Genomic DNA, 11,773 nt, shown 5'->3' with positions numbered 1-11,773 from the left:
GGTCGGGTGCCCGTCCTCGGCGTTGATCTCCGTTCAGAGAGCAGCTCGAAGGCTCCTCGTGGAGCAGGCCGCGCTGGACGCTCGTCATCGTGACTTCCCAGCGAGGCCGTCGAGTCGCACCCAGACCAGTGTCGCGAGCAGGCCGATGATCCCCAGCGCGATGTTCCAGCCGCGGTGCTCCCGGTTCGGTGCCGCTGCGACGACAGGTCGTTCACAGCCGCAAGACATCGACGACTCCCACCTGCACGGCATCCTCGAGCAGCTCCGTGGTCTCGAGGAGCTCTGTAGTCGGGTGGCCCTCGTCTCGGTGCATCCCGGTCGCACGGTGCCGGGGCCGCCCCGCGCTCGTCCGATCCGGGTGATGCCGTCGCCGGTCAGTCGGCGTCCACTGGGCCCTCACCATCGGAACCGTGCAAGAGGAGCAGGCGCAATGGGGTTCAAGGATGCGATGAAGACGAACGCGGAGAGCCTCGCTCGGAAGAGCATGGAGGCGGGAGCCAAGGGTCAGGCCAAGATGGAGTCCATGGCGGCCAAGCGGCGAGGGCACGCTCTCCTGCACGACCTCGGGGCGGCCCTGTACACCGAGCAGCGTCTGGGTGGCGACGCGCAGGCGAGCCGGAGGCTGATGGCTCTGCTGGATCAGCACGCGGGGGAGCACGGCCTCGACACGTCGCCGGACGTTCCCGATCCGTCCATCGGGGCGGCAGCATCCGGGACCTCGTCGCCACCCCCCGTCGGGTGACGGAGGCCTGTCAGGGTCGATCAGGGGGACGCCGAACAGCGCAGAGTCGCGGGTGCACGGATCGGCCGGGCCTCCGATCCGTCAGCCGCCGTGGCCTACGCGCTCCAGGCCCGCGAGCGCCAGAAGGCGGTGAGGACACGAGCGCTGCGGGCCGGGTCCTCGACCATCCACCAGTGGCCCAGCTCGTCGAGCACCGCGACCTCGGCGCCGGCGCGCTCCGCCGCGCGCCGGCGGAGCTCCTCGGACCCGCCGAAGGGGTCCGCGGTGGCGACGAGCGCGAGGCCTGGACGACTCGCCAGAGCCGACAGCCCCTTGCCGAGCTCGGCCATCGCCGGTTGGGCGGCGGAGCGGTAGAGCGCGAGGATCGCCTGCTTCATCTCGTCGCCCTGCACACCGGCGATCTGCAGGGCCTCGGGCCGACCGATGCCGAAGGCCTGCAGTCGTTCGGCTCGCTCTGCGGGAGTTCCGGCGAACATCTCGTCGAGGCTGGCCTCGCCGTCGCCGGGCGTCTGCCACGTCTGGGCGAGGTCGTGCCACACGTAGTCCGGCTCGAAGACGCTCAGGGCGTCGCTGGCCCAGCTGCGTACCAGCTCGGGGCGTTCCATGAGCGCGGTCCCGAGGTGGCCGCCGCCCCAGTCGTGGCCCAGGAGGTCGACGGGCCGGTCGAAGCGCTCGAGCTCGTTGATCAGCCAGTCGCGGTACGCCGTCACGGTCGCGGGGAAGCCGGCCGGGAGCGGCACGCCGAAGCCGGGCGGGGAGAGCCGGACGACGTCCTCGACCCCCGCGCGCGCCAGCTCGGCGACGAGGGGGTCCCAGATCGCCGCACTCTCCGGATTGCCGTGCACCAGTGCCACCGTCATGGCGCCGCATCCTGCTCTGCTCGCGAGAGCGCGGCCACGCCGGGGAACGGCACGCTAGTCGAGGGCGTTCGCGCGTTCGACGAGCTGCTTGATCGCGGCGAGCGTCTCGTCGACGCCACCCTGGACGGACTCGTCGCCGGACGCGACGCGCTCGGAGTGGATGTGGACCTCGACCTCGCTGCGGTCGTCGCCGACCGCCCGGACGTCGAGGTACCCGTGGTATCCGCTCTCGCCCTCGGCGCCCCAGGCGATGTGGCGGGAGTCGTCGGTGACCTCGAACCACGCCGTGCCCTCGACCTGCGATCCGTCGGGCAGCGCGGCGGTGGTGTGCACCTCGTTGCCCTCGCCGGGCTCGGCCGAGGTCATGCGTGCGAAGTACTTCGGGAGGTTGTGGACGTCCGAGAGGAAGGCGAAGAGGACGTCGTCGGCAGCGTCGACGGTGGTGGTGCCCTGGAAGTCGGCCATGTCCGCGGGTAACCCGTCGACGCGCAGCTCACCGGCGAACGGGCACACGTTTCTCGCTCCGGCTCGGTGCAGCGATCGTCTAGACGTGCGGGACGCCGACCGTCCGACGCTGCGCGACGAGGCCGCCCGTCGCGTCACGGGGCTGCGGGACCGAGGCCAGCGCGGCGGCGACGACGGCCGAGCGGTTGCGAGCGCGACGCAGGGCCTCCGCGCGCTGCGCCTCGAGCGCGGCTTCCTGCCGGCGCTCGCCGGCCTCCCGACGCTCACGGCGAGCGGTGGCGGTGATCGCGAGCTTCATGGTGTCCCCCCGGCTGCGGCAATTCCTGCGGTGTCAGCCTGTTGTCGCTACGCGGACGCACTCGTTACACCGTTCGCCCGAACGAGAGGGCCCGTCAGGCCTCCTCGGCGGACTTGCGAGGAATGTCCGGCGCGGCGGCGCCCGCGAGGGTGGGCATGTGCCGGGCGAAGGTCACGACGGCGTCCGCGAGATCGTGCAGCCGGTCCCGCACGTCCCGGTCGACGAGCTCGCCCGCCGAGAAGTGCGTGTTGTTGGCGTACACGGCACCGGGCACGGCCCAGGCCCGGAAGAAGCCGACGAGCGGCTTGAGCTCGTGCTCGAGCGCCAGGAAGTGGTGATCGGTGCCGCCGGTGGCCACCAGGCCCACCGGCTTGCCGGCCAGCGCGTCGTTGGGGAGCAGGTCGAACAGGTTCTTCAGGCGACCGGTGTACCCGCCGCGGTACATCGGTGTGCCGACGAGGAGCGCGTCGGCGGCGACCACGTCGTCGATCGCCCTCCGGCTGGCACCGGTGTAGTCGGCCGGGTCGCGCCCGTCGCTGAACACCAGTTCCTGCTCGCGCAGATCCAGCAGGTCGGTGTCCACGTCGTCGTGCTCGGCGCCCCGCGCGAGCGCGACCGACAGCGCCAGCACCGTCTTCGACGGTGACGAGGGGCTGCCCGAGATCGCCAACAGCTTCATCGCGTGTACGCCGTCCTCTCGGCTCGGGGTCGACCGTCGATCATCCCCGGAGGATCGCCGCCGGGCACGACGGCCGTCCCGGCTCACGACCGCGGTGCTCGCCGTCCCGTGTCCGCCGGCCCGGGCCATACTTGCCCCATGAGCTCCCCGAGGGACGAGCTCGTCGCCGAGGTCGTCGTCGCCCTCACCGACACCTTGAGCGACGGCTTCGATGTCGCCGACCTGCTGTACACGCTCACGACCGCGTGCGTGGAACTGCTCGACGTCGACGCGGCCGGGGTGCTCCTGGTCGACGAGCAAGGCCTGCTGGTCCCCGTCGCCGCCACCCACGGCGGCAGCGAGAACCTCGAGAACCTGCAGATACTGGTCCGGGAAGGCCCGTGCCTCGACGCCGTGCACGCGCGCGGGCCGGTGCACTGCGCGGATCTGGATGACGACGTGGACCGCTGGCCGGCGTTCGCCCGTCAGGCCCGGGCCGAGGGCTTCCGCGCCGCCCACGCCGAGCCGGTGGCGCTGCGCGCCGAGGTCGTCGGGGGCCTCAACCTGTTCCGTCGCGAGCCCGGGCCCCTGCCGGCCGCCGATCAGCGGATCGCCCACTTCCTGGGCACGGCCGCGGCCATCGGCATCCTGCACCGCCGGGCCCAGGTGAAGGTCGAGACCGTCAACCAGCAGCTGGAGCAGGCGCTGACGAGCCGGGTGGTCATCGAGCAGGCCAAGGGCTTCCTCGCCGCACGCCACGCCCTCGACCTGGGCACGGCCTTCATCCGGCTCCGCGGCCACGCCCGCAGCCGGCAACGGCCGCTGACGGACGTCGCCCGTGACGTCCTCGACCGCTCGCTCGACCTCGGCTGAGGGGAAGGGCCCAGGGCTACGGTGCGGGGGTGGCCGGATCGCGACGAGGTGGGTGTCGGTGAGCGCTCGCTTCGAGGAGCTCGACTGGCGGTCGACCTCGATGGGTGAGCTCGTGCTCCGCCGGCGGCGGCTCCCCGCCTCCGAGATCGACATCTTCGAGGTCAAGCTCGGCGACGACTTCCTGATGTCGAGCATGTTCACCGTGGCCGAGGTGGAGATGGCTCGTCTCGCCCTGGCGGAGGTGTCGGGTGAGGACCTCGACGTGGTCGTGGGAGGACTCGGGCTGGGCTACACGGCGCAGACGGTGCTCGCGGACCGGAGGGTCGGCCGCCTGGTGGTCGTCGACGCGCTCGCCGAGGTGATCGAGTGGCACCGGCGGGACCTGGTGCCCGCGGCCGCGTCGTTGATCTCCGACGAGCGGTGCACGCTGGTGCACGGCGACTTCTTCGGGATGCTCCGGTCCCCGTCGGGGTTCGACGCATCGGTTCCCGACCGACTCGTCGACGCGATCGTGGTCGACATCGACCACTCGCCGAGGCACGTCCTCGATCCCGCCCACGCCGAGTTCTACGGCCGGGACGGGTTGGCCCGCGTGGCCGCGCGCCTGCGTCCCGGCGGGGTGTTCGCGCTCTGGTCCAACGACCCGCCCGACGACGAGTTCACCGCGCTGCTGGCCGACGCCTTCGCGACCGCCGAGGCGCACGTCGTCCGCTTCCCCAACCCGCTGCAGGACCGCGAGGCGGCCCACACCGTCTACGTCGCGACCACACCCGCCGCTCGGCCCTGACGCGCGGGAGACACTGCCTCTGCGTCGCGGGTCCCCTACGTGCGGTGGCTCGGCCGGTCAGCGGCTGGTGACCATGCCGGACCGTGCGCCAACCTCGTGAATCCGACGACGACGTCGGCGCCCAGGGCGGGGAGCAGGACATGCGTGCTGACTCTCGGCCCGGGCCGCCTCCGCGAGCCCGTGTCCTCGGGCTGGCGTCCTGCCTGCTCCTGGTGCTCGCCGGCTGCTCGGCGAACGGAGCGGCGGCACCCACCGCGGCGGCCGCGGCGACGCCGTCGAACGGGTCGGGCGTGGTGAAGACGATCGATCCCGCCGCCCTCACGTCCATGGTCGAGGCGACCGCCGCAGAGCTGATGATCCCCGGCGCCGTGGTCGAGGTCCGCACCCCCCAGGGCGAGTTCACGGCCGCCGTCGGGACGACGCAGCGGGGTGCGCAGGTGGCGCCCACGGGCGGCACCCATGTCCGCATCGCCTCGATCACCAAGACGATGACCTCCGCGGTGACGCTGCTGCTGGCGCAGGAGGGGAAGCTGCAGCTCACCGATCCCGTGTCGAGGTACGTCCCGGGGGTGCCGAACGGCGAGAACATCACGGTCGCCCAGCTGCTGACGATGCGCAGCGGCCTGTACGGCTACACGAACGACCCCGGCTTCGCGGACACCCTCGACGCCGACCCGGCGAAGGTCTGGACGCCGCAGGAGGTGCTGGACATCGCCTTCCGGCACCCCCCGTTGTTCCCCCCTGGCGCCGCCTACGACTACAGCAACACCAACTACGCCCTCCTCGGCCTCATCGTCGAGAGGGTCGACGGCAGGCCGCTGAACCAGGCGTTCCAGGACCGCCTGTACGGCCCGCAGGGTCTGGCCCAGACCAGCCTCCCGGCGACCACGGACACCTCGCTCCCCGAACCCTTCTCCCGTGGCTACCTGTACGGCGGCTCCGAGTACGCCCTCGTGGAGACCCCCTACCCGCCCGAGATGGTGGCCGCGGCCCGGGCGGGCACCCTGGCGCCCGTCGACTACACCCACCAGAACTCGTCCTACGCCACGGCGGCCGGCGGGGCCATCTCGACCGCCGACGACCTCGCGACCTGGATGCAGGCGCTGGTCGGCGGCCGGGTGTTCGGCCCCGACCTCCAGCGACAGTGGCTGGACAGCCCGCAGCCCTCCGACCCGTCGCAGCCGGGCGCGACGCAGTACGGGCTGGGCATCGAGCGGCAGATCCTCGCGCCGAACGTCCCGCTCTACTTCCACTTCGGCGAGATGCCGAGCTACAACGACTTCGCCGGCTACGACCCGGTCAACCAGGTGACGATCGTGATCTGGAGCAACCTGACGGTGGGGCTCGACGGCCGGCAGACGGCGAACGTGTTGCTGACGAAGGTGGCCGGCCAGGTCTACGAGCTGCCGGCGGGGTGACGCTCGGCGAGCTGACCGCCGTCAGGCCACATCACGGACGAACACGACGCCGTCGATGGAGCCGAGGTGCGCCGGGTCCAACGGGGCATAGCCGAACCAGGGCGACGTGCGGGGCGCGGCGCGGGCCGGCAGCTGTCGGGGGTCGACGAGGACGCGGCTCTCCGGCAGCGCGGACAGGAGCCCCTCGAGGGTGTCCGGCGGCGGGTCGTCGACGTCGTGGTGCCGGATCGTGCCGAGGGCCGTGGCCAGGAACGCGTAGTCCTCATCGAGGCGGGCGCTGACCAGCGCGCCGGCGCTCCACCACGGGACGGGGAGGTCGCCCATCCGCATCGAGCTCTTCTCCCGCTGCAGGTGGGCGTTGTGGGCGAAGAGCAGTGTCGGTCCCCGCTCGGCGGCGGCGAGGACGTTGTCGGCCATCATCTGGTCCCGCACGCCCAGCAGCCGCGGCATCCGGCTCGACGAGGTGTCGGCCATCGCGTGGTGGTAGCGCAGCAGGCCGACGGCGGTGCGGGCGTGGAGGCGGGCCCGCTCCCACTCGTCCCGGGAGGTCGCCGCGATCAGGTGCGGCGTCTGCTCGTCGAGCAGCGACGCGAGATCGTCGGCGTGCAGTCGCAGCTCCCGGGCGTCGGCGGAGCGCCCGACGGATGCGGCCGGCTCCCACATCACGGCGGGGTTCGTCCACCGGTCGTCGGCGCCGAGCAGGTCGTCGAGCGTCGCCGCAGGACACGGGAGCAGGCTCTCGTCGCCGTGCGCGGCGAGGTAGCCGTGGAGCGCGGTGAGGGCCTGTCGGGGGCTCGCCGCCCCGCTGATCTCCAGCGGCCCGTCGACCCCGGCGAAACGGAGCTGCTCGGAGGCGGGCCGTCCGTCGTCGTGGGCCCGCATCCAGCGCACGAGCTCCCGGTTCGCCGCGGACGCACCGAACCCGTGGCTGAACCCGTGCTCCATGACCTCGTCGAGGCTGCCCGCCCCCGAGGTGACGTGGTCGTCCACGAGCAGGCCCTTCAGGCAGTCGCTCTCGATCGCGATGGTCCGGTAGCCCTCCTGCTCGACGAGCTGGCGGAACAGCGCGTTGCGCACGTGGAGGAGCGCGTCCTCGCCGTGGGTGGGCTCCCCGAGGGCGAGCACCCGCGGCCGACCGGGGAGGAGCCCCATGACGGCCCGGGCGTCGACGGGTCGGGCTGTGGCGGTGATGTCAGCAGTCACCTCCTCAACGCTATCGTTGAACCCTCGGTGGAGACTTCGGCGCGATATCGGGGGGACGATGGCCCGAAACCCTCAAAGTGCCGGGAAGCTCCGGCCGGTGGACCTGGCCCGTCGGCACGGCCTGTCCCCCCAGGCCGTCCGGAACTACGAGGACGCCGGCAGCCTCCCGCCCGCCACCCGCACGGCGCACGGCTACCGGGTCTACACCCCGGTGCACGCGGCGGCCCTGCGCGCGTTCCTCGCCCTCGTGCCCGGGCACGGCCACGGGGCGGCGACGTCGATCATGCGGGCGGTCAACGAGGGCGCGACCGAGGAGGCCTTCCGCCTGGTCGACGAGGGCCACGCCCAGCTCCTCGACGACCGCCGGACCCTCCGGGCTGTCGAGCGGGCCCTGCGCGACCTGGGTCCCGTCGCGACGCCCGAGCCCGGCGGCATCTTCATCGGGCCGCTGGCACACCAGCTCGGGCTGCGGCCCGCCACGCTGCGCACGTGGGAGCGGGCCGGCCTCGTCGTCCCGCGCCGCGATCCGCGGACCGGCTACCGCGTCTACGACGACGCCGACGTCCGGGACGTCCGGATGGCCCACCAGCTCCGCCGGGGAGGCTATCTGCTGGAGCAGATCGCCCCGCTGATCGCGCAGGTCCGGGCGGCCGGCGGGCTCGAGCCGCTGGAGGGCGCCCTGGGCGACTGGCACGCACGGCTCGCCGCCCGGGGGCGGGCGATGCTCCGCGGGGCCGCCGAGCTGGAGGCCTACCTCCGCGAGCGCGAGCGTTGATCATCTGAGGGTCGCCCGGCCCGGTAGTCTGCGGGGGCCGTGCGCACGCACCCCATGGCCGACACCGCGGCTGAGAGTGGACACATCATGACCACCACGGACAGCACGCGCCTGCTCCTCGATCTCGAGCCCGCCGTCACCGAGAACCTCGACCGGCACCTCGGGATGGCGAAGGACTGGATGCCGCACGAGTACGTGCCCTGGAGCCTCGGGCGTGACTTCGCGGACCTCGGCGGAGAGGCCTGGAACCCCGAGCAGTCGGCGTTGTCGCCGATCGCGCGGACGGCGCTCGAGGTCAACCTCCTCACCGAGGACAACCTGCCCAGCTACCACCGCGAGATCGAGCGGGCGTTCGGCCGCGACGGTGCCTGGGGGACGTGGGTGCACCGGTGGACCGCCGAGGAGGGCCGTCACGCCTTCTGCATCCGCGACTACCTCCTCGTGACCCGCGGCGTCGACCCGGACGAGCTCGAGCAGGCGCGGATGCAGGTGATGCAGACGGGCTACGACTCGGCGGAGAAGCCGATCCTCAACGTGCTCGCCTACGTCTCGTTCCAGGAGCTCGCGACGCGCGTCTCGCACCGCAACACCGGCAAGTTCGCCGGGGACCCCATCGCGGAGAAGCTGCTCACGCGGGTGTCCACCGACGAGAACCTGCACATGGTCTTCTACCGGAACCTCACGAAGGCCGCCCTCGACTTCGCGCCCAACGCCACGATGCGGGCCATCACCGACGAGGTGGTCCACTTCGCGATGCCGGGCGCGATCATCCCGGGCTTCACCCGCAAGGCCGTGCAGATCGCCCAGGCGGGCATCTACGACCTGCGTGTGCACCACGACGAGGTGGTCTGGCCCCTGCTGCGCCACTGGAAGGTGTTCGAGCTCGAGGGTCTCGACGCCGAGGGGGAGAAGGCCCGGACGGAGCTCTCCGAGTTCCTGACCCGGATCGACGCCCAGGCCACGCGGTTCGAGGAGCAGCGGGCGAGGACGCGCGAGCGCCTCGCCGCCAAGTCGGGCTGACGAACAGGAGGAGCCACGCATGACGTACGTGATCGTCGGAGCGGGACTGGCCGGCGCCCGGGCTGCGGAGGCCCTCCGGGACGGCGGGTACGAGGGGCCGGTGGTGCTGCTCGGCGCCGAGCAGCACCGGCCCTACGAGCGCCCCCCGCTCTCGAAGGAGTACCTCCAGGGATCGTCGGAGCGCGACGAGGTCTTCGTGCACCCGGCCGACTGGTACCGGGAGCACGACGTCGACCTGCGCCTCGGTGCGACCGTCACCGCGATCGACCGCGAGGCCTCCGAGGTCGTCCTCGACGACGGCGGCCGCGTGGGTTACGACGCCCTGCTGCTCGCCACCGGGTCCTCGCCACGGCACCTGCGGGTGCCGGGCGCCGAGCTGGAGGACGTGCACTACCTCCGCTACCTCGACGACAGCGACCGCCTCAAGATCCTGCTGCAGCGGGCGGGGCGCATCGCCGTCATCGGCGCGGGCTGGATCGGCCTCGAGGTGACCGCGGCGGCGCGGATCGCCGACGTGGAGGTGGCCGTGCTCGAGGCCGCCGACGCGCCCCTGCTGGCCGTGCTGGGCCCGGAGATCGCCGAGGTGTTCGCCGGCCTGCACCGCGAGCACGGCGTCGAGCTGCGCACCGGCGTGCAGGTGACCGAGATCGTGGGCAAGGACGGCGCCGTCGTGGGCGTCCGCCTGGGCGACGGCTCGCTCGTCGAGGCGGACGCAGTCGTCGTCGGCATCGGCGCGGCCCCGAACACCGAGCTCGCCGAGAGCGCGGGTCTGCAGGTGGACGACGGCGTCCGGGTCGACGAGCACCTGCGCAGCAGCGATCCCCACATCTACGCCGCCGGGGACATCGCGAGCATCCACCACCCGGCCCTCGGCCGGCAGATCCGTGTCGAGCACTGGGCGACCGCCCAGAACAGCGGGCCGGTCGCGGCGGCGGCGATGATCGACGAGAACGCCGCGGGCTGGGACCGCCTGCCCTACTTCTTCACCGACCAGTACGACCTCGGCATGGAGTACACGGGCCACGTCGACGCGGGCGACGAGGTCGAGGTGGTCGTCCGCGGCGACCTCGCCGGCCGCGAGTTCATCGCGTTCTGGCTGCAGGACGGGCGACTGCTCGCCGGCATGAACGTCAACATCTGGGACGTCACCGACGACATCGAGCGGCTGATCCGCGCCGGCACGACGCTCGACACCGCCCGGCTCGCCGACCCCGGGGTCCCGCTGTCCGACCTTTGATCGACGGCGGCGTGCTCGTCCGGCTATGAATGGAGGAATGAGTAGTACGGAGCTGTGGCCCGCCCTCCGGGTCGCCGACTGGGCGGACACCCGGGACACGCTGCACATGTGGACCCAGATCGTCGGGAAGATCCGGATGGCTTCGGAGCCGATGATCAACCACTGGTGGCAGGTCCCGCTCTACGTCTCGGCGCGCGGTCTGACGACGTCGTCGATGCCCTACGCCCACGGCGCCTTCGACATGGAGTTCGACTTCGTCGAGCACCGCCTGGACCTCCGGGCGAGCACCGGCGGGCAGCGCTCCGTGCCGCTGGCGAGCAGGCCCGTGGCCGACTTCTACGCCGAGACCATGGCCGCGCTGGGCGAGCTGGGCGTGGACGTCACGATCCGCACCACGCCCACGGAGGTGGTGCGGGCGATCCCGTTCGAGAAGGACGACGAGCACACCACCTACGAGCCGGACCACGCGCGGGCGTTCTGGGGCCAGCTCGTCAACGCACAGCGGGTGCTCACCGAGTTCCGGTCGCGCTTCATCGGCAAGGTCAGCCCGGTCCACTTCTTCTGGGGCGGGCTGGACATGGCGTGCACGCGGTTCTCGGGCCGCACCGCACCGCCGCACCCCGGCGGCGCCCCGAACTGCGCCGACTGGGTCATGGTCGAGGGCTACTCGCACGAGCTCAGCAGTGCCGGCTTCTGGCCGGGCTTCGGCGAGGAGGGCGCCTTCTACGCCTACGCCTACCCGGAGCCCCCCGGGTTCCGCGAGCACCCGGTCGCCCCGGCCGAGGCGGCCTGGGTCGACGCCGCCCAGCAGTTCCTGCTGCCCTACGAGGCGGTGCGCCGGGCAGCCGACCCGGACCGGTACCTGCTCGAGTTCCTGCAGAGCACCTACGAGGCGGCCGCGGACAACGCGCCGTGGGACCGCGAGGCCCTCGAGCGGACCTAGTCGCACTCCTCGGCGGGGATGTAGCCCTGCTCGCATCCCCACTCGGTCTGGAGGTCGCCGGAGCTCGGGGCGCGGCCGCCGGCGCGGCCGGGGTCGAGGTAGCCCTGGTACTCCGAGCACGACGGGTTGAACTCGCCCGCCGAGACCGCGCGCTGACCACACCCCGCGCCCGAGCTCCGGGCGCCGGCGCGGGACGAGGTGGACGGTGTCTCGTGCTCGTCCGACGTCCGCGACCTGGTGGTCGCCGGGGCGGCCTTCGGCGACGAGGCCGGAGCCGTGGTGACCGGTTCCGCGGGGACGACCGTCCCCGGTGCGACCGGCGCGACCGCGGCGGCGGGCGCCACCGGGGACGCCACGAGTGCGACGTCCGGCGCTGCGGACGTCAGCACCACCACCGCGGCCGCGAGGATCCCGATCACCGTGCTGGCCAGTGCCAGCCGCGCGGCGTTGATCGAGCTGTGGTCCCGAGCGTGGCGCCCCGACTGCGTCATGCC

Annotated in this window: 14 protein-coding genes; 8 read left to right on the top strand and 6 right to left on the bottom strand. The window is 72.6% G+C overall.

Going from position 1 to position 11,773, the window contains the following annotated elements; genetic code table 11:
- Positions 1–448: 448 nt before the first annotated feature.
- The gene (locus ACQPYN_RS30110) at positions 449–742 is read left to right on the top strand and encodes a hypothetical protein (RefSeq protein WP_433030686.1); all 294 of its coding nucleotides are present in this window, start codon (positions 449–451) and stop codon (positions 740–742) included.
- Positions 743–837: 95 nt separating this feature from the next.
- Here the strand turns inward: ACQPYN_RS30110 and ACQPYN_RS30105 are convergent, their stop codons facing one another.
- From ACQPYN_RS30105 to ACQPYN_RS30090, 4 genes are all read right to left on the bottom strand, one after another.
- Complete coding sequence (locus ACQPYN_RS30105) at positions 838–1,602, bottom strand: alpha/beta fold hydrolase (protein ID WP_433030683.1); 765 nt, start codon at positions 1,600–1,602, stop codon at positions 838–840.
- Between the two features lie 54 nt (positions 1,603–1,656).
- Positions 1,657–2,115, bottom strand: a complete 459-nt coding sequence (locus ACQPYN_RS30100; RefSeq protein ID WP_433030680.1) for an SRPBCC family protein — start codon at positions 2,113–2,115, stop codon at positions 1,657–1,659.
- 31 nt (positions 2,116–2,146) lie between these two features.
- Complete coding sequence (locus ACQPYN_RS30095) at positions 2,147–2,365, bottom strand: hypothetical protein (protein WP_433030677.1); 219 nt, start codon at positions 2,363–2,365, stop codon at positions 2,147–2,149.
- 94 nt (positions 2,366–2,459) lie between these two features.
- On the bottom strand, positions 2,460–3,044 hold the full coding sequence (locus ACQPYN_RS30090; protein WP_433030674.1) for an NADPH-dependent FMN reductase: 585 nt from the start codon (positions 3,042–3,044) through the stop codon (positions 2,460–2,462).
- A 138-nt stretch (positions 3,045–3,182) separates the two neighbouring features.
- On the opposite strand from ACQPYN_RS30090, the gene ACQPYN_RS30085 reads away from it, so the two are divergent.
- The 3 genes from ACQPYN_RS30085 to ACQPYN_RS30075 all read left to right on the top strand — a co-directional run bounded on the left by ACQPYN_RS30085 (position 3,183) and on the right by ACQPYN_RS30075 (position 6,101).
- Positions 3,183–3,896, top strand: coding sequence for a GAF and ANTAR domain-containing protein (locus ACQPYN_RS30085; RefSeq protein WP_433030671.1), 714 nt, complete (start codon positions 3,183–3,185; stop codon positions 3,894–3,896).
- 58 nt (positions 3,897–3,954) lie between these two features.
- Positions 3,955–4,683, top strand: coding sequence for a spermidine synthase (locus tag ACQPYN_RS30080; protein ID WP_433030668.1), 729 nt, complete (start codon positions 3,955–3,957; stop codon positions 4,681–4,683).
- A 140-nt stretch (positions 4,684–4,823) separates the two neighbouring features.
- Entirely contained in the window at positions 4,824–6,101 is a 1,278-nt protein-coding gene (locus ACQPYN_RS30075) for a serine hydrolase domain-containing protein (protein WP_433030666.1), read from the top strand.
- A gap of 21 nt (positions 6,102–6,122) precedes the next feature.
- Here ACQPYN_RS30075 and ACQPYN_RS30070 read toward each other — a convergent pair whose 3' ends face one another.
- Positions 6,123–7,304, bottom strand: coding sequence for an erythromycin esterase family protein (locus ACQPYN_RS30070; RefSeq protein ID WP_433030663.1), 1,182 nt, complete (start codon positions 7,302–7,304; stop codon positions 6,123–6,125).
- A gap of 58 nt (positions 7,305–7,362) precedes the next feature.
- Between ACQPYN_RS30070 and ACQPYN_RS30065 the strand changes: the two genes are divergently transcribed.
- From ACQPYN_RS30065 to ACQPYN_RS30050, 4 genes are all read left to right on the top strand, one after another.
- Entirely contained in the window at positions 7,363–8,079 is a 717-nt protein-coding gene (locus ACQPYN_RS30065; RefSeq protein WP_433030660.1) for a TioE family transcriptional regulator, read from the top strand.
- Between the two features lie 87 nt (positions 8,080–8,166).
- Positions 8,167–9,099 carry an acyl-ACP desaturase gene (locus ACQPYN_RS30060; RefSeq protein WP_433030657.1) on the top strand — a complete coding sequence of 311 codons (933 nt, stop codon included), beginning with the start codon at positions 8,167–8,169 and terminating at the stop codon, positions 9,097–9,099.
- Positions 9,100–9,118: 19 nt separating this feature from the next.
- Positions 9,119–10,336 carry an NAD(P)/FAD-dependent oxidoreductase gene (locus ACQPYN_RS30055; protein ID WP_433030655.1) on the top strand — a complete coding sequence of 406 codons (1,218 nt, stop codon included), beginning with the start codon at positions 9,119–9,121 and terminating at the stop codon, positions 10,334–10,336.
- Positions 10,337–10,373: 37 nt separating this feature from the next.
- Positions 10,374–11,279, top strand: coding sequence for a DUF5996 family protein (locus ACQPYN_RS30050; protein ID WP_433030652.1), 906 nt, complete (start codon positions 10,374–10,376; stop codon positions 11,277–11,279).
- Here ACQPYN_RS30050 and ACQPYN_RS30045 read toward each other — a convergent pair.
- Positions 11,276–11,770: a hypothetical protein gene (locus tag ACQPYN_RS30045; RefSeq protein WP_433030649.1), complete on the bottom strand. Its 495-nt coding sequence runs from the start codon at positions 11,768–11,770 to the stop codon at positions 11,276–11,278. The genes ACQPYN_RS30050 and ACQPYN_RS30045 overlap by 4 nt on opposite strands.
- Positions 11,771–11,773: the final 3 nt, after the last annotated feature.

The sequence above is a fragment of the Actinomycetospora sp. CA-053990 genome, from assembly GCF_050948445.1.
Classification (GTDB): domain Bacteria; phylum Actinomycetota; class Actinomycetes; order Mycobacteriales; family Pseudonocardiaceae; genus Actinomycetospora; species Actinomycetospora callitridis.
Note: the sequence above shows the minus strand (reverse complement) of the source record. Positions and strands in the feature narration are given on the sequence as shown.